Raw genomic sequence first — 17,774 nt, 5'->3', positions numbered from 1 at the left:
GGGCAGGCTATGAAAGGACGGCTTCCGTGACAGCGACATTCGAGACCCGGCAATTCAGGACCTTGTTCATCTCGGACGTGCATCTCGGCTCGAAGGCCGCACGGACGGATCTGCTGCTCGACTTCCTCAAATACCACGAGGCCGACACGGTGTTTCTGGTCGGTGACATTGTCGACGGATGGCGCCTGAAGCGCAGCTGGTTCTGGCCGCAGGGATGCAACGACGTGGTGCAGAAGCTGTTGCGCAAGGCGCGCAAGGAAGCCGTATCGTCTACATTCCCGGCAATCACGACGAGTTTCTGCGGGATTTCCCGGGCACCCATTTCGGCGGGATCGAAGTTGCGGATCGCGCGACCTACGAAATGGCCGACGGCAAGAAATACCTGATCCTGCACGGCGACGAGTTCGACGTCGTGGTGCGCAATGCGCGCCTTCTCGCCTATCTCGGCGACTGGGCCTATGACGCAGCAATCGTGATCAATATCGGACTGGCAGCCATCCGCCGCAAGCTCGGCATGCCCTACTGGTCGTTCTCTGCCTGGGCCAAGCTGCAGGTCAAGCACGCCGTCAACTTCATCGGCGAATTCCAGAAGGTCGTTGCTGACGAAGCGCGCCGCAACAAGGTGGACGGCGTCATCTGCGGCCATATCCACCACGCGGTGATGACCGACATCGACGGCATCCACTACGTCAATACCGGAGACTGGGTGGAAAGCTGCACGGCAATCGCCGAGCATCACGATGGTACGCTGGAACTGATCTCTTGGCAGACGATCAAGGCAACCGCGGAACTGCATGCGCTGCCGAGCCCGGAGATCAAGGGCATGCAGGCCGCCTGATTCCGGCCGATCGCATTTCATCCGAGAAAATGTGCCCGCATAACGTGTAAGCTGCGGGCGTCTATGCTAGGTCTGGCGGACCTTCACAGATAGTTGTGATTCCGTGACAACCGCCGAACCTTCGCTCGCTGCTCCTCCGCAGTTCCAGCTTCGTTGTGCCCTGGCCTATGCCGCACCGATTTCGGTGAACGGCATATTGCTGCCCTATCTTCCGGTCTGGCTTCACAGTCTAGAATTCAGCGCGCCGGAGATCGGTGCGATCCTCGCGGTTCAGGTCGTGCTGCGGGTGCTGATGGCACCGCTGACCGGACCATTGGCCAACATGGCGCGTCAGCCGACGACGATCCTGACCTGGTCCGCGGCGCTCTCCTTGATCGCCTTCCTGGGCCTCTTTATCAGCCGTGATTTTTCGGTGGTTCTCATCGTTGTCGCTTTGCAGGCGGCACTTTTCGCGCCTTTCGCCCCGACCGTCGAGGCCATGACGATCAGCGGCGTGCGACGCTGGGGACTGCAATACGGCTTCATGCGCGTCTGGGGATCGATCGGTTTTGTCGCGGCGACGCTTGCTGCCAGTGGCTTTTCTTCGCTGGCCGGGCCGGATGTCATCCCTGTCATGGTGACCGTCATGCTCGCACTGGCCGTCGGAATCGGCTGGTCGGCTCCGCGGGTCTCGATGGCGACGAAGGCGAGCGCACGGGGGCGCGGGCATCTCGTATAGAAAGGCCGGATATCCACGCGCTGCTGATCGGAGCGGCTGTGATCCAGTCCAGCCATGGCATGTTCTACGGTTTCAGCACGATCCAGTGGCAGGATCTCGGCTTCTCCAATGGCATGATCGCGGCCTTCTGGAGTGCCGGTATCTTCGCGGAGATCATGGTGTTCTTCGCGGCCGGAAAGCTGGCAAAGCGTTTCTCGCCCTGGCGCCTGATGCAGATCGGTTGTCTTGTTGCGATCGTGCGGTGGACGCTGTTTCCCTTCGAGTGGAGCGCTGCGGGCTATATAGTGCTGCAGATCGGCCACGCTTTCAGCTTCGCCTTCACCCATCTCGGCCTGCAATATCGGCTGGCGGAAGCGGTGGAGGAAGACCGCCAGGCCTCGGCGCAAGGTGCTTACGTCTTCTACAACGGCGCGTTCCTGGCTGCCTCGACGCTGCTCTCCGGCATCATCTATCGTTCGGCGGGCCTGAATGGCTATTTTGCCATGGCATTGCTTGCTCTCGCCGGCCTCGGCATTCTTGCTGTTGCGGCGCGGCTTCAGCCCCAGAGATCGGCCGTCGGCGGGTAAACGAGCGAGCCTTCATAGCGCAGGCCGCCTGGGCGGTCCTTGGCCAGCAGCAGCGGGCCGTCGAGATCGGCGTAATCTGCGCCTTGCGCCAGAAGCACGGCCGGCGCCATGGCGAGCGACGTGCCGACCATGCAGCCGATCATCAACTGAAAGCCCAGGTGGGTCGCCGCTGCCTTCATGTTCAGGGCCTCCGTCAAGCCGCCGGTCTTGTCGAGCTTGATGTTGACCGCGTCATAGCGGTTGCGCAGGGCGGCGAGATCGGCGGTTGAATGGACACTTTCGTCGGCGCAGATAGGGACGAGCCGCTCGATGCGTGACAGGAGGTCGTCGCTGCCGGCGGGCAGCGGCTGCTCGATCAAGGAGATGTCGAGTTCACGCGCTATGGCGAGGTGTCTCGCCAAATTGGCTTCTGTCCAGCCTTCGTTGGCATCGATGATGATTTTCGATCGAGGCGCGCCGACACGGACAGCACGCATGCGGTCTTCGTCGTTCTCGGTGCCGAGCTTGACCTTGAGGAGAGGCCTCTCGCTGTTCTTGCGGGCGTCCTCCGCCATAGTCGCGGCATCGGCAAGGGAGAGAGTGAAGGCGGTGAGGAGGGGATCCGTCGACGTCGCAGCGATCATCGCCGCGACCGTGTTCTTTGCCTGCCTGGCTTCGAGATCCCAAAGGGCGCAGTCGACCGCGTTGCGCGCAGCGCCGGGCTTCATCCGGGTCTGAAGCTCCTGCCTTGAGAGGCCTCGTTCCAGTTCTGCGGCTATCGTGAGAATATCCGCCATGACGCCATCCAGGCTTTCGCCATAACGCTTATAGGGTACGCATTCCCCGCGGCCGGTGATGCCGTTTTCGGATATCGTGCAGACGATCACCTCGGCTTTTGTCTTCGAACCTCGCGAGATCGTGAAACTGCCGGCGATGGGGAAGGCCTCGATTGTTGCTTCAAGGTGACGGCTCATGGCTTTCGGATGTCCTCTTGTGGCAAATCGGCACGAGCCGTCTATATTGCGGGTTCCTGGAATGCGATCAACGCATTGCCAGATTCGACCCAATGAAACGAGCGCCCGCGGCCTGTGAATTCCAATATCGCAAAAATCCAGACGGAAGACCTGCCGGGCGGCGGTCAGCGCTACCTATTGACGGGCGATTGGCGCAACCATTCCGTTTCGCATGTCCTGAAGGACCTCGATGCCGCCGGGAAAGCCGGTGATCAGGGTGCCGTCGAGATCGATGTCTCCGGCATTGAAGGTATCGACACGGCAGGCGCCTGGCTGATCCGACGGCTGATGACCGCCAAGGGCGGCGAGCCCAAGCTGTCGGGCGGCAACGGCACGATCGAGGAACTGGTCGCGGCGCTGCCCGAGGAGACACCTGCTCCACCGAAACCGGGCCCGGACAAGCGCAGCCTGTTCGAGCGCGTGTTCACGCCGCCCGGCAGGCTTGTCGCGGAACTGGGTGGCGATCTCTATTCGGCGATGCATATTCTGGGCTCGGCCGTCCGGGGCGCGCAGCTGAAATTCGGCCGCGGGGCAGGCGTTTCGCCGGCTTCGGTCGTGACCCATATCGATCGGATGGGCGTGCGCGCCGTGCCGATCATCGTGCTCATGTCCTTCCTGATCGGCGCGATCATCGCGCAGCAGGGCGCGTTCCAGCTGCGCTATTTCGGTGCCGAAATCTTTGTCGTCGACCTCGTCGGTATTCTGCAATTGCGTGAGATCGGTGTTCTCTTGACTTCGATCATGATCGCCGGCCGCTCGGGAAGTGCTATCACGGCCGAAATTGGCTCGATGAAGATGCGCGAGGAAATCGACGCATTGACGGTTATCGGCCTCAATCCTGTCGGCGTGCTGATCTTTCCGCGGCTTGTCGCCTTGACGATCGCGCTGCCGCTTCTGACCATCGTCGCCAATTTCGCTGCGCTCTATGGTGCGGCGGTGGTCGCCAATCTTTATTCCGGGATTACCTTCGACACCTATCTGTCCCGCCTGCATGAGGCGATCGACCATACGTCTGTCGCATCCGGCATGATCAAGGCGCCGTTCATGGCGCTGGCGATCGGTATCGTCGCGGCCGTGGAAGGCATGAAGGTCGGCGGCAGCGCCGAATCGCTCGGCCAGCATGTGACGGCCTCGGTGGTCAAAGCCATCTTCGCCGTCATTCTCATCGATGCGCTCTTCGCCATCTTCTACTCCGCGATCGATTTCTAAGGGGTGGTGATGTCAGACGAAGAACAGAAGACGATGGAGAAGACCCCGGCAAAGGACGAACGCAAGGTCGTGCTGTCGGTGCGCGATCTGACGGTCGGGTTCGGCGACAAGCTGGTGCTCGACAAGCTCGATCTTGATGTCTATCGCGGCGAAATCCTCGGCTTCGTCGGGGCATCGGGTACGGGCAAGTCGGTGCTGATGCGCACGGTGCTTCGGCTTCTGCCGCATCGCTCGGGCAAGATCGAATTGCTGGGCACTGACTACGATCATGCGAACGAAGAGGAGCGCATGGCGCTCGATGCGCGGCTTGGCGTGCTCTTCCAGCATGGCGCGCTGTTTTCGGCGCTGACGGTCAAGGAAAACATCCAGCTGCCGATGCGGGAATATCTCGACCTGCCGCAGTCGCTGATGGACGAACTCGCCTATGTGAAGCTCGAAATGGTAGGTCTGCCGCCGGATGCGGCGGACAAATATCCGTCCGAGCTTTCCGGCGGCATGATCAAGCGCGCGGCACTGGCGCGCGCGCTGGCGCTCGACCCGGATCTCGTCTTCCTCGACGAGCCGACATCGGGTCTCGATCCGATCGGTGCGGCGGATTTCGACGCGCTGATCGCCAAGCTTCGCGATACGCTCGGACTGACCGTCTACATGGTGACGCACGATCTCGACAGCCTGTTCTCGGTCTGTGATCGTATTGCCGTGCTCGGACAGAAACGGGTATTGGTGGAAGGCACGCTGCAGGATATGTTCGACTGCGATGATCCGTGGGTTCAGTCCTATTTCCGGGGAAAACGCGCGCGTTCCGTTGTAACAGATGACAATAAAACCCCGGTAGACGCAGGGAAGTGAAGTAACCCATGGAAACCAAAGCGAATTATGCCCTTGTTGGCTTCTTCACGCTGCTGGTGATCGCGGCCGCCTTCGGCTTCGTCTATTGGATGGCGCAGTCCGGTCGGGGCGGGCCGACGGCTGAGCTGGCGATTCGCATTCCGGGCTCGGCTAACGGTCTTTCCGTGGGCTCGCCGGTGCGCTTCAACGGTATTCCCGTGGGTTCGGTGCGCAACCTGACGATCGACCCGGATGACCCGCGCTATTCGATCGCCTTCACCGAGGTGAGGGCGGATGCGCCGGTCTACCAGTCGACCAAGGCCGTGCTGGAAGTGCAGGGCCTGACGGGTGCCGCCTATATCGAGCTTTCCGGCGGCGCCAAGGGCGAGGAAAACATCCTGCAGAAGGCGATGGAGGCGGGCCGTCCGGCCGTGCTGATCGCCGACCAGTCGAGCGTGACCAACCTGCTTGCGACGGCGGACAAAATCCTGGAGCGCGCCGATCAGGCGATCGGCGACATACAGGGCTTTGTCGGCGATGCGCGCGGGCCGTTGACGCAGACGATCCGCAATGTCGAGACGTTTACGGGCGCTCTCGCCAACAATTCCGGCAGCATCGACGAATTCCTGCATAGCCTGTCCAGCCTCTCGGCCACGGTTGATCGCGTTTCCGGCACGTTGAATTCGACGCTCGAGGCAGCGGATCAACTGGTCCGGGCCATAGATGCGGAGCGGATAAACCAGGTCGTTACGAATGCCGAGCGGGTATCGCGTAATGTTGCCAATGCCTCGGAGGATTTCGGTCCGCTGGTCGCGAATGTGCGCACCGCCGCGGAAAGCTTCGCGAAGGTCGGCGACGATGCGCAGAGCGTTCTGCAGCGTGCAGACGGCCTGCTGGCCGCCGTCGACCCGAACCAGGTCGGCAAGGCGATCCAGAATATTTCGGCCGCTTCCGAGGACGCGCGCCAGACGCTGGCATCTGCCCGCACCGTCGTTGACGACGTGGCGCATCGCTCCGAGGACATCAACAACGCGATCACCGACTTCACGCAGCTGGCGACCAAGCTCAACGACGCCTCGACCCAGGTCAACGGCATCCTGGCCAAGGTCGACGGGCTGGTGTCGAGCGACGAGTCGCAGGGCCTGTTTGCTGAGGCGCGCAGGACGCTGGAATCGTTCCGTACCGTTGCCGACAACATCAATGCCCAGGTCGGCCCGATCGCCGCGAACCTGCAGCGCTTCTCGGCGACGGGTCTCAGGGACATCCAGACCCTGGTCACCGATACGCGGCGGACCGTGGACAATCTCAATCAGACCATCACTAATTTCGACGATAATCCGCAGCGGCTGATCTTCGGCGGCGAGACCGTCAAGGAATATGACGGCAGGACAAGGCGCTAGAGGCAGGGGTAGCAGTTAATGAGCGTTTCCAAGTACCAGGGACTGCCGACCGGGCGCCGGGCGTTGCTGTTGACTATGCCTGTGATTGCCGCGCTGGTGACGGGCTGTGGCACCAAGGCGAACAATGACACGTTCGATCTGTCGCTGACGCCGACGGCCGCAGGCCCGTCCGCCCGCAACCGGCAGATCCTGGTGCCGGAACCGACCGCGGTGAAGATGCTCGACAGCGAGCAGGTCGTGGTGCGTGTGTCACCTTCGGAAGTGCAGTATCTCGCCAATTCCCGTTGGGGCGATCGCCTGCCGCGTCTGGTGCAGTCGAAGCTCGTCGAGGCTTTCGAAAATTCCGGCCGTCTCGGCGGTGTGGGAAAGCCGGGCCAGGGGCTCGCCATCGACTATCAGGTCGTGACCGATATCCGTTCCTTCGAGGTGACGACCGATGGCACGCGGGTGGCGACCGTCGAGATTTCCGCGAAGATCCTCAACGATCGCAATGGCACCGTGCGCGCCAGCAGCGTGTTCAAGGCGACATCGCCGGTTTCCGGCAGCGCCAACAGCGCTTTCGTCGAGGCGCTTGATCGCGCGTTTGCGAAGGTTGGCGCGGAGATTGTGGATTGGTCGCTGAAGGCGATTTGATAAAAGCAGACCGGTCATCAAAGGCAGGCGTTATCATGGCCTGCTCGGTGTCGGTGCAGCGCGATTAGTGCTTGTTTGCCGAGATGGCATTCTCGGAGCTCTAAGCTAGCAGCCGTGGTAAAATTGGCCGAAATCTTTAGCCGGACTCTACAAAGGCGTAAGCTCGCGTGAAGTCTCCCCTCGCGGCGTCGTTGCGGTTGACCATGAAGATATAGTCACCGTGGTCGGAGAAGCTGAAATCGGCTTCCCCGCCGGAGGCGATCTTGGCGAGGATGAACCAGCCGTCGGGCGAAGCTATGTCGGTCCATCCGTTTTTAGCGGCATGGTCGGCGGCCATTTTCTGGAGGGTGGCGAGATCGCGGACGCCGGTGATGCCAAACATCTGATGCTGCGGGCCATCGCCAATTCTGAAATGGTCTCCGATCGCGATGGCGAAATCAGATGGGTCGTCGATACCAAGATCGGCATAGGCTTTTGGGTTGTTGTTCGTCCCTGGCTGGCCGAACGGTGCGCTGAGCGAGCGTTCAAGCCTTAGAGACTGCGCCGATCGGCTGAACTCGTATTCGGAAGCGAAGGCCATGACGGGCTCGGCCCCGCGTTTGAACGTCAGGCGGCCCGTTTCATCCGCTTCGACCGACAGGCCATCTACGCTTGACCCGTCCGCCACAAAGCGCGCAAGGGCGCTGTCCCACGTAACCATTTCAAGGGCTGCGATTGCCGTGTCCATTGCGTTTTCAGGGAGTGCGCGATGCTCAAGCTTGGCGTCTGCTGGAGTATAGAGGACGTGCCAGTCGGTATAGTCCGTTCCGGTGAAAAAGGAGATCAGTCCGGCTTCCGGCAAGATTTCGGGGCGGTCCGGCAGGTCGGCGAGATTGACCTGAGCAAGAAAGTTCAGATGAAAACCGTTATCATTGCGTGGCCATTCCTGGCCAACAGCGAGGTCGGGGCCGCCGCCGATGCGGCTCAGGCCAACAAGGGTAGGGTCGGCGATATCCAGCTCAGTCATGGAGACTGTCGGCATCACGATCCGACGTAGCGCGTCGCGCTTGTCTTCCAAGCCGGCCTCGGCCACTGCATCATCGAAGCGTTTCTCGATATCGGTCAGTGGAGCTTGCGCGTTCGCAAGCCTCTCGACGCGCCGCTCTTCCTCGCTCTGCGCGATGCGGATGGCCGAAGCCCTCTCCATGTTGTTCTTCAATTTCTCAATCACCGCTGATTTCTCGGCATCAGCCGCCGCTTTGGCCATCTCCGCAGCAGCGCCCTCTAGCTTGACGCGGATTGAACCGAGTAGACGCGTGAAGTCCGTTTCGATCTCTGCAAGATCCGGTTTACTTGCCATGGCCGTCGCGTGGTACCAGGTAGACCCGTCGGCAGAGACGAGGACTGCCCGCAAGCGATACCAATCCCGTTTCTTCCTTGTGTCCCAATCCTCGAGCCGATCTTTCACCTTGCTGATCTCACCGGCCATGCCCGCCAACGCAACAGTGCTGCGCCCGATAATTTTGCCCCCATCTCTCTCAAGAGCATCGGTCAGCCAGTCCTGCGGTGATGTCTTTTTCTGCCTTTGCAGACCACACGCTCATCTGCGGCGAGAACGCCGTTTCCGGTTGCTGCCGCAAGCCGATCGAGCCCGCAAAAATGCGAGCGTTCTCAAACATCGGATTGGCCTCGATCGAGAATTCCGGTGTTTCGACAAGCTTCATATGGAGCTCCTGTGCGGACGTGTTCGTTGGGAAAAATGCAATCGATAAAGTGACAGCCAAGACGCACGGATACGCCGTTCTGGCTCGCTGAAGGCCTTTCCGCGCAGAATGCGCTGGCCGACTGACAAGAGGTCGCGATGCAGTGAAATCATCGGTCACGAATGGGCCGCTCTCAGTCTCAGATCCGTCGTCCATAATTCTAGGGTCGTAACGGGGCAGATCAACCGCGGGACAGCAACACTCTGCTCGAAACTAAAAGGCCGCCTCGGAGGGCGGCCTTTTTATGTTTTTCTTGTCATTCCGCCAATCAGCCGAAGCGGCCGGCTGCGTGGGCGAGCATGGTATAGACCTTGCCGGTATCGGAGGTCAGGTAGCTCTGGGTCACGGTGCGGTCGCGATCGGTGCGGGCGACGTCTGCGAGCAGCTTTTCGAAATCGGCGATGTAGCGATCGACGGCGGTTCGGAATTCCGGCTCGCGGTCATACTTGCGCTTGATCTCGTCGAAGGTCTGCTGGCCCTTCAGCGTGTAGAGGCGACGGGTGAAGACGTCGCGCTCGCCGCGCTGGTAACGGCGCCACAGATCGACAGAGGCATCGTGATCAATGGCGCGGGCGATGTCGACGGAGAGCGAGTTCAGCGATTCGACCATATGGCGCGGATTGCGATTGTCGCCATTGGCCGTGCGCGGAGCCGGGGCGGCTTCCGGAGCCGGACGGGCAGGGGCGCGTGCCGCTGCCTGCTCGGCCTGCTCGTCGCGCGATGCGCCACGCAGCAGATCGCTGATCCAGCCACCCTGACCCGTCTGGCCACCCTGAGCAGGCTGTTCTGCCGCCGGGCGGATCGGCGAGGACGGAGCGGCAGGCTTGTCGAGCGACAGGCCGCCACGCAGAAGGCCGGCGTTGTAAGGATCGTTGCGCGGAGCAACCGGCGCCGGCTGAACCGGAGCCTGCTGCTGGGGCACCTGCTGTTGGGGCGGCTGCGGCAGAGGCTGCGGCTGCTGGCGAACTGGAGCTGCCACGGGCGCAGCGGGTGCACGCGGCTGAGTGGCTTCGGCCACTTCGAGCTGCTGCGACGAGCGACCGACCAGCTGCGAGATTTCCTGCAGGGCCTTGATCTGCTCGCTGACGGCGCGGCGCATGGCGGCAGCACTTTCCTTCGCCTCTTCCGGGAGATCGAAGGCGCCGCGCTTCAGTTCGGTGCGGGTCGCATCGAGCTCCTGGCGGATGTCCTGTGCCGAGCGGCGGATTTCGTCCGTGGCACCGGAGAAGCGGCCGACCGCATCTTCGACCGACAGACGGAGCGTTTCGCGCAGCTGGTTTGCTGCCGTGTCGGAACGCTGTGAAGCCTCGCCGAGGACGCGCTCGACTTCCGACAGTGAGCCGGAAAGGTTGCCGCGCATCTGATCGGCGAGATCACGGGCGCGACGTTCGGCCTCCGACAGGGTCTCCTCGATCGTCCGGTTGGCTTCGCCACCGGCATCGAGAAGGGCAGCGCGCATGGCGCTTGCGGTCTGTTCCGCGCGCTGCTGGGTTTCGCCCAGGCGGCGGCCGATATCGGCGAAGGAGGCCTGCAGACCGTCACGCAGCTTGTCGCCGACATGGGCCGTGCGTTCTTCGGCACGTTCGAAGGCGCCGTCGACGAGAGCCGTGAGGTGCTTGAGTGTCGCCTCGATCTCGTCGGAACGCTTGACCAAGCCGGCCGAAAGACTGCGCAGGGCGTCCTGACGTTCGTCCAGCGTGCTGGCAAGGTTGGACTGGGCAGCGCCCAGAAGTTCGGAGGCTTGGCCGAGAACCTTGGAGTGATCCTCGAAGCGACCGACGATGCCGCCGACCTGGCTGAGTGTCTGGCCGGAAATCGTGACCAGGCGATCGATATTGTTTTCGAGCAGTCGGCTGGAGCCGGACACCAGATCCGCAGCGGAGCCTGCAGAATGGGCGAAGCGTGCCGCCGTGTCGTCGAGCTTCTGGTCGGCAGCTGCGAGCTGACCGGCCGCCTGTTCGACGAGCGAGGCGATGTTGACGTTGCTGTGCGACAGGCGCTCGATGATGCCGTCGACATTGGAGAGCAGGCTCTGCTCGGCGCCGCGCATCATCTGCGACGCGGCTTCGCTGCGCTGGCCGATGGCTGCGAGCGTCTCGTTGGCGCGGGCAGCGATCGCATCGACGAGCGCCGCGTTTTCCTGGCGGATGCGAGCCGAGGTCTCCTGAGCGGCGTTGGCGAGCTGTTCAGCTGCCGTGCGGCCGGTTTCGGCATAGGCTTCGACCAGCGGCTTGGCCTTCTCATCCAGCAGGCGCGACAGTTCTTCCGAGCGGCTGGACAGCATGGAGTTGAGATCGCGCGAGCGGCTGTCGAGTGCCGTGCGGATAGCATCTCCGCGGGCCGCAAGCGCGCGGTCGACGGCATCGAGAGCCTGATCGAGTTCGCCGGCCGTGGAAGTGAGTGTCGAGCGGATCGACTGGCCGCGGCTGTCGAGTGCTGTTTCCGCTTCACCGAGGGCAGCCGAGATGGCGTCCACTTGCTGCTTCACCAGCTTGTCGGCTTCCGCCACCTTGCTGACGATCGCGCTGCCGGCCTCCGAGAAGGCCTGGGCGACGGTTGCAGCCTGACCGGCAAGACGGTTCTGCGTCTCGGAAATGCGGCCGACGATCTCGTTGCTGCGTTCCTCGATGGCGCGGGTGAATTCGGTGTTGCGGTTGTTGAGTTCGTTGGTGAACTCCGAACCGGCGCGGGCGAGGGCCTCTGCAGAGCGGTTCGCCTCGGCATCCATCTCATGCGCGGCAGTGGAGACGGCTTCGCGAAGGGATCCTGCGAGACCGACCGCCTTGCTTTCGATCGTCTTCGAAACATTGTCGAGGCCGATCGAGAGGGCGCGGTCCATGGTGCCGAAGCGTTCTTCGATATGGGCTGTGCGGCCGTCGAGGGTCTCGGTGATGCGGAGCGTCGCGTCGGCGCTGCTGCGTTCCAGGGCGCCGGTACGCTCGCTGAGGGTACGGGCGATATGTTCGGCAGCTTCGCTGGATGCGAGTTCAATGCCCATGCTGCTGCTGCTCGCAGCCTCCGAGATCCGTTCAGCGGTCGCATTGGATGCCTGACGAAGAGCGTCGGCCTGCTCGTTAAGCGTGCGCGCAATGTGCTCTGCGGCCTCGCTGGATGCGAGTTCGATACCCATGCTGCTGCTGCTGACGGATTCGGAAATCCGCTCGGCCGTTGCGTTCGATACCTGCTGTAGGGCGTCTGTCTGTTCGCTGAGTGCACGGGCGATGTGCTCAGCAGCTTCACTTGCTGCAAGTTCGATGCCCATGCTGCTGCTGCTGACCGATTCCGAGATACGATCGGCTGCCGCGTTCGAAACACGTTCGAGGTCGGCCGTGCGGGCGCCGAGGGTGTCGGCAAGATTGCTGCCGGCATTGTCGACCATGGCCGAAACATTGCCGATTTCTCCGCGGATACGGTCTTCCAGGCCGCCGAAGGTGACTTCGATGCGGTTGCCGGCATCGTGAAGGGCCGTCGATACTCCACCGACGGTCTGTTCGACGCGTGAGGTGAAGGCTTCGGTCGAATGGCTGATTTCGCGGGCGGCATCGCTGATCTGGCCAGCAATGGAGCCGATATCGGTCTGCAGGCTGCCGGCAAGGGTTTCGCTCGCCTTGTCCAGCGTCTCGCGCAGTGCTTCCTGCTGACCTTCCAGCGACATTTCGAGCATGCCGGCGCTGGTGGCGATGGTCGTGCCGATCGAGGTAGCCTGATCCATCAGCAGGTTGCCCAGCTGATCCTGGGCGTCGGTGATCGTGGCCGAGATCAGGCCGGTGCGCTGATCCAGCGTGGTGCGCAGGCGATCATGGCCGGCATCGATCGTTTCGGAGATGTCACGATTGGCTTCGCCGAGGACATTGGCCATACGCAGATGTGCGGAGCCTACGGTCTCGCCCAGCGCTTCGCCATTGGTCGTCAGCGTGTCGGCGATCTGGCGATGGGCGGCCTCAAGCGAGGTCTCCATGCGCTGCAGGCCATCACCCATCGTGGCATCGAAACGATCGGTGCCCTGGGTCATCGCGTTCTCGATGCGGCCGGCGGCGCCACCAACGGTCTGTTCAAGACGCTCGCTGCCGTTGTCGAGCAGGCGAGCCAGTTCGGACGTGCGGCTCTCCAGCGAGATATCGAGATTGAGCTGGTTATCGGCAAAAGCGTCGCGGATTATCTCGGCACGCTTGTCGAAGGATTCTTCGATGCGCGCAGCTGCACCGCTGACGGTCTGCTCCAGACGATCGCCACCATGCTCAAGCAGGCGGGCCAGCTCGGAGGTGCGGCTTTCGAGCGAGATGTCGAGGTTGAGCTGGTTATCGGCAAAAGCGTCGCGGATGACATCGGCGCGCTTGGTGAAGGCTTCTTCCAGGCGCGTGTCGGCTTCGGACACGGTCTTGACGAGGTTCGTCGCGTGATCGGTCAGCGTGGTGCTGAGGCGATCTTCGTGCAGCGAGATGGAGGTGGCGATCTCCATCGACTTGTCGTCGAGGATTTCGGAGAGCCTGTCGCGGTTGGATGCAAGCGTCGTGTCGAGGGCGGTTGCGCGGCGGTCCATTTCATCGGTCAGGCGCAGTTCGCTTTCGGAAAGCGCACGGGCGATGGCTTCGCTCTTAGTGTCGAGGATCGAGGCGAGGCGATCCGGCGTGTCAGCCATCAGCGACTGGAGGGCGGATGCCTTCTCGTCGACGGCGCCGGCAAAGCGCTCATGGCTGTCGGTGACGGATTCGATGATCGCGGCGGTGCGGCTCGAAATGCTGTCTTCGAAGCGCTTCTGGCTGTCGGCGAGGCTTGCGGAAATCTCGCCGCCGCGGGCCGCCATGACCATGTCGATCTTGTTGTGGGCATCGCCAAATGCACCGGCGATATCGCTGCTGCGGGCGGCAAGCGCGTCGGAGAATTCCTTCGAGCGGCTTTCCAGCATGGAATCAAGCACTTCCTGGCCGGTTCCGAGCGTGGTGGCGATCGCAAGCTGCTGATCCGTCAGCGCGTTGCCGATCCGCTCGATGCTGGTCGACAGGATGCCGTCAATCGCATCGGACCCGCCGGCCACTGTCTCGTTGATGCGGGCAAGGCTTTCCATCAGCTTGCTGTCGAGGCTGCCGGCGCGCTGGTCGAAAGCCGTAGTGAACTGCGTGAGGCCTTCGTCGAACGTCGTGCTGAGCTGGCCGACCGTCGAATGCAGGCGCTCTTCGAAGAGGCCCGTGCGCAGGTCGAGATCCATGATGGCATCGTCGGCAGCGGTCTGCAGGGTCTGACGGAAAGATGCGCCGCGTTCGTCGATCGAACGGTTAAGCGAGGAGAGGATGCCGTCGAGCGAGCCGGTCAGCGTGCGCTCGCTGCTGGAGAGGCCTTCTGTGATCTCGCGGGTGCGGGCGAGCAGGGTCTCGTTCAGCTGGCGGGTACGGTCGGCGAGAGCTGCGTTGAGCTTTTCGGTATTGGCGTCGAGGCTCGAGGCACGGGTCTCGAATTCGCTGAGAATCGCATTGCCGCGCTCGTTGAGCGTCGAGCTAAGCCCTTCAAGGCGCATGTCGAATTCGGTGGAAAGTGCGATGCCCGACGTGGTCAGGGTATCGATCAGGCCTTCCGTCTTGGCGGCCAGCAGCGACGCGATGGCATCGCCGGCAGCGTCCGACTTCTCCATCAGCGATGCGGCGCGCATGTCGATCATCGAGGCGAAGGCTTCGCCTGAGGTCGCAAGGCGGATCGAGATCTCCTCGGTGGCGAGCGACAGCTCTTCCTTCAGCTGATCATGGGCGCCGACGATGGACGAGCGGATGCGCTCGGCATGATTGACGATTGCGTCGCGTTCCGAGCCGAGTTCCTGGACGAGACCGCGCACGCGCAATTCGTTGTCAGTATAGCTGCGCTCGAGCGCATTCACTTCGGAGTGAACCAGCGTTTCCAGTTCGGAGGCACGGGCGATCGTGCGCTCGATGCCTTCGTTCATCGCCGACACTTCGCGGCGTACCGCCTGGCCGACGCTCATGATCCGTTCGGAGGCGATCGTTTCCGGCTCCGACAGGCGCAGGGCGACCTCTGCCATCGAACGGGCAGCGTTTCGCAGGTCCTGGGCGCGGGCCATCATGATGGAGAATGCGAAGAAGAGCAGGATCGGCAGAAGAATGCCGGCGGCAAGCGCGACAAGGCCGGGAGCGGCGAGGACGCCAGCTACCGAGTTAACCTGCCAGAGCTGGTTGCCGTAGATAAGCTGGCCAAGGCCTACGCCGGCGATCGCCCAGAGGACCGACATGATGAGCGCGTTGCGGATGGCGCCACGCATGGAACCACCGTCCAGCGAACGCAGAATGGATGCCGGGTTGCGGCGGCCTGCGTCATTGGCCGGCTCGAAGCTCGGCTGGCGCGGTGCCTGTTCCGCGGCAGCGGGACGGGCTGGCTCTGCCTGGGGCTGGCGCGTGCGGGCAGGGCGGGTACGGGACGTGTCTGACACTCTGGCCTCCGAGGCAGGTGGAGCGGACTTCGCGCGGGGCGTCTCTTCGTTGAAGTCGATCTTCAGCGCATCTTCCAAAGCCTGGAATGCAGTCTCATCGATCGATTCATTGCTGGTGTTCTTCGCCATGCGGTTACGCCTCGTTACATACTCGCCCGGCACCCCGCTCCACGTGCTGCCGCCTGCAGAGCGAAACAGCGGGATACTCTTGCGGGAAATGGAGATGCCTCACGGCAAGCTCGATTGCCCATTCATGTTCCAGTCGGAGAGCCGTTCTTTCAAACGGAAGATAATGAAAGCTTACCGTTCCTCCGACACCGGCTACCAAGTGTCTCAGGCAGCCGACTAAACCGTACTGTAGTGGCACATCTGTGCATTGGGCACAATTGAAACGGGTCGAAGCGGTACCGGATGCGATTGCTTGTTAACAGGATTTAAACCATGTTTTCGGGCGAATGTCCTGTAATCACGGGAGTTTAACGCGAATTAACCATTCGCGAAGATTTGCGCCGCGATTGTGCCGAAATTTAACGGGATAGCCATGGCTCGGCCGGATGATCCGGACATGTCCACGCTATAAAGCAAGGAAAGAACGAGATGGCAATGGCAGCGGCAAAGATCGCATTCGAGGCGCCCGACAATCACAGGATCGCCTGTCCATCACAGTCGCGGCCGGTGGATCTGGTTCATCTGGCAAACCAGACGATGGGTGACAAGGCGCTTGAAGCCGAAGTGCTGCAGATGTTTGCGCGACAGGCGCGGGCACTGATGCAGGAAATGGCCACCGCCGATGCCACGCGCATGACCGCTCTCGCGCATCGTCTCCAGGGTGCGGCCAAGGCGATCGGCGCATTCACCGTTGCCACCAAGGCAGAACGGCTGGAAGCCAAGCCGGATGATGCTGCTCTTCTGGCATCGGTCCACTCGGCGGTCATCGAGGCCGACAATTTCATTATGGGACTTTGCCGCTGATATAAGACGGCTTCGGCGTCGGCAGCAAAGCCGGCGTCGCCCGCGTGATTGACGGGCGCGGCATTTTGGTGGCAGAGACGGCCTATGCGAGGCCTTTACCCGAAGGGTCTCTTCCCCAACTCTCGGATTTTCCCATCATGACGAAATTGACCATCGTAGCCTTCGACGGAACCCGCTTCGAACTCGACGCGGATAACGGTTCGACGGTGATGGAGAATGCAGTGCGCAATTCCGTGCCCGGTATCGAAGCCGAATGCGGCGGCGCCTGCGCCTGTGCCACCTGTCATGTCTATGTCGACGAGGCCTGGACCGAAAAGGTCGGGCCGCCGGCGGCCATGGAAGAAGACATGCTGGACTTCGCCTTCGACGTTCGTCCAACGTCCAGGCTTTCCTGTCAGATCAAGATCAAGGCCGATCTCGACGGTCTTGTGGTCAACGTGCCTGAACGTCAGGCCTAACTCTCTCTCAGTTTTCAAAGAAATGCCTCGCCGCAGGCGTGCGAGCGAGGCGAGGCGGGCGCATGGCCTGTAGGTGAGGGAGGGATCGCCTGCAGACCTTCAACACGCGCCGGGGGAACGCGAGGCATTCACATGTGTTCGAACCCGTATATCTTCCGGGTTTTCGCGCGGCTTGGACGCGACGGCTGCGGGTCTCCGATTGCCGTAGGAACCCAGCATTAATGTCCAAATGTTTAGTTGGATTCTGTCGATTAGTTTACTCTAATAAATAATCCATCATTCACCGGAGCTTGCGCATGCGTTGCGCAAGCTTCGGTCATGGCGGATCTCAGGCTTGATCAGTCGATGCGCTGGTCGATGCGGTATTGCAGCAGACGCATCATCCGGGCGTCAAAGTTCTTCGATTCGATCTGGTCAAATCGGACTTGCTGCTTGTCGTGTTCGGCGAGCATCCGCTTGGTCAGTTCCGAAACGAGGGTTTCCACATCGTCGCAACTGCGGCGGCTCGGAAGGGCGAGCAACTCCCGCTCGAGCCTGCGGGCATAATTGCGGGCAATTTCCGCGTGGCGTTCTTCATGGCGCTTGATATCGGCAGAGAGCGTTCCCCAGATGAAGCGCAGGTCCTTGGCTGCCCGTCTCTGGTTGCTCCAGCGGGGCAGGATTATGTTGGTGCGCAAGGTCACCTTGGCGCCGCCGACCGAGCATCGGCCGCCACGCTCGACATAGGTGACTTCGCCGCCGAACTTGATCTCGGTGGCGCCGGGATGGCGGTTGCCTGTCGTGTGAGTGACCGGCCCACGGCGCTCGAGTTCGCGGTCGAGATCTTCGGCCGTGCGGCCACCGATGCGGAAGTAGGAATAGGTCTTCGTGATGACAGGTTCGGCATGGGCCGTCACCGGGATCACGCAGAGGAGACAAGCTGCGCCGAACAACCGGCGGACCCTGCGCATCAAAAACATTCTCGAACCTGGTACGTTGAACTTCG

The 17,774-nt window shown here is 62.0% G+C and carries 13 protein-coding genes and 1 pseudogene; 9 read left to right on the top strand and 5 right to left on the bottom strand.

The genetic code is table 11. The annotated features are described in order from the left end of the window. The first annotated feature begins 26 nt into the window (after positions 1-26). The 3 genes and pseudogenes from N7E02_RS26480 to N7E02_RS26470 all read left to right on the top strand — a co-directional run bounded on the left by N7E02_RS26480 (position 27) and on the right by N7E02_RS26470 (position 2,122). Positions 27-838: pseudogene (locus N7E02_RS26480) on the top strand (UDP-2,3-diacylglucosamine diphosphatase). 103 nt (positions 839-941) lie between these two features. Continuing rightward, positions 942-1,556: an MFS transporter gene (locus N7E02_RS26475; RefSeq protein ID WP_286580733.1), complete on the top strand. Its 615-nt coding sequence runs from the start codon at positions 942-944 to the stop codon at positions 1,554-1,556. Between the two features lie 38 nt (positions 1,557-1,594). Next, a complete protein-coding gene (locus tag N7E02_RS26470; RefSeq protein ID WP_286580730.1) occupies positions 1,595-2,122 on the top strand; it encodes an MFS transporter in 528 nt (175 codons plus the stop codon). Here N7E02_RS26470 and dgcA read toward each other — a convergent pair. Continuing rightward, entirely contained in the window at positions 2,092-3,075 is a 984-nt protein-coding gene (gene dgcA, locus N7E02_RS26465; protein WP_286580728.1) for an N-acetyl-D-Glu racemase DgcA, read from the bottom strand. The two genes, N7E02_RS26470 and dgcA, sit on opposite strands and share 31 nt — an antisense overlap. A gap of 114 nt (positions 3,076-3,189) precedes the next feature. Between dgcA and N7E02_RS26460 the strand changes: the two genes are divergently transcribed. From N7E02_RS26460 to N7E02_RS26445, 4 genes are read left to right on the top strand one after another with little or no spacing between them, the layout of a single operon-like run. Beyond that, positions 3,190-4,323: an ABC transporter permease gene (locus tag N7E02_RS26460; RefSeq protein ID WP_286580726.1), complete on the top strand. Its 1,134-nt coding sequence runs from the start codon at positions 3,190-3,192 to the stop codon at positions 4,321-4,323. A gap of 9 nt (positions 4,324-4,332) precedes the next feature. Then, the gene (locus tag N7E02_RS26455) at positions 4,333-5,172 is read left to right on the top strand and encodes an ABC transporter ATP-binding protein (protein WP_286580725.1); all 840 of its coding nucleotides are present in this window, start codon (positions 4,333-4,335) and stop codon (positions 5,170-5,172) included. A gap of 8 nt (positions 5,173-5,180) precedes the next feature. After that, positions 5,181-6,551: an MlaD family protein gene (locus tag N7E02_RS26450; protein ID WP_286580723.1), complete on the top strand. Its 1,371-nt coding sequence runs from the start codon at positions 5,181-5,183 to the stop codon at positions 6,549-6,551. An 18-nt stretch (positions 6,552-6,569) separates the two neighbouring features. Continuing rightward, positions 6,570-7,184 (top strand): ABC-type transport auxiliary lipoprotein family protein, encoded by a 615-nt coding sequence (locus tag N7E02_RS26445; protein ID WP_286580722.1) that lies wholly within the window; start codon positions 6,570-6,572, stop codon positions 7,182-7,184. Between the two features lie 136 nt (positions 7,185-7,320). On the opposite strand, the gene N7E02_RS26440 is transcribed toward N7E02_RS26445, so the two are convergent. From N7E02_RS26440 to N7E02_RS26430, 3 genes are all read right to left on the bottom strand, one after another. Beyond that, on the bottom strand, positions 7,321-8,652 hold the full coding sequence (locus N7E02_RS26440) for a DUF1963 domain-containing protein (RefSeq protein WP_286580720.1): 1,332 nt from the start codon (positions 8,650-8,652) through the stop codon (positions 7,321-7,323). A gap of 49 nt (positions 8,653-8,701) precedes the next feature. Next, positions 8,702-8,887: a hypothetical protein gene (locus N7E02_RS26435; protein WP_286580718.1), complete on the bottom strand. Its 186-nt coding sequence runs from the start codon at positions 8,885-8,887 to the stop codon at positions 8,702-8,704. A 307-nt stretch (positions 8,888-9,194) separates the two neighbouring features. Beyond that, entirely contained in the window at positions 9,195-15,488 is a 6,294-nt protein-coding gene (locus tag N7E02_RS26430) for an apolipoprotein A-IV repeat region-like domain-containing protein (RefSeq protein ID WP_286580716.1), read from the bottom strand. Positions 15,489-15,962: 474 nt separating this feature from the next. On the opposite strand from N7E02_RS26430, the gene N7E02_RS26425 reads away from it, so the two are divergent. Beyond that, a complete protein-coding gene (locus tag N7E02_RS26425; protein WP_374730667.1) occupies positions 15,963-16,331 on the top strand; it encodes an Hpt domain-containing protein in 369 nt (122 codons plus the stop codon). A gap of 137 nt (positions 16,332-16,468) precedes the next feature. Further along, on the top strand, positions 16,469-16,789 hold the full coding sequence (locus N7E02_RS26420; RefSeq protein ID WP_093000334.1) for a 2Fe-2S iron-sulfur cluster-binding protein: 321 nt from the start codon (positions 16,469-16,471) through the stop codon (positions 16,787-16,789). A 338-nt stretch (positions 16,790-17,127) separates the two neighbouring features. Here the strand turns inward: N7E02_RS26420 and N7E02_RS26415 are convergent, their stop codons facing one another. Beyond that, complete coding sequence (locus tag N7E02_RS26415) at positions 17,128-17,748, bottom strand: DUF922 domain-containing Zn-dependent protease (protein WP_374730666.1); 621 nt, start codon at positions 17,746-17,748, stop codon at positions 17,128-17,130. Between the last annotated feature and the right edge of the window lie 26 nt (positions 17,749-17,774).

Origin of the sequence: Terrirhizobium terrae (assembly GCF_030323265.1) — a bacterium.
GTDB lineage: Bacteria > Pseudomonadota > Alphaproteobacteria > Rhizobiales > Rhizobiaceae > Neorhizobium.
This window is presented reverse-complemented; position numbering and strand designations above follow the sequence as displayed.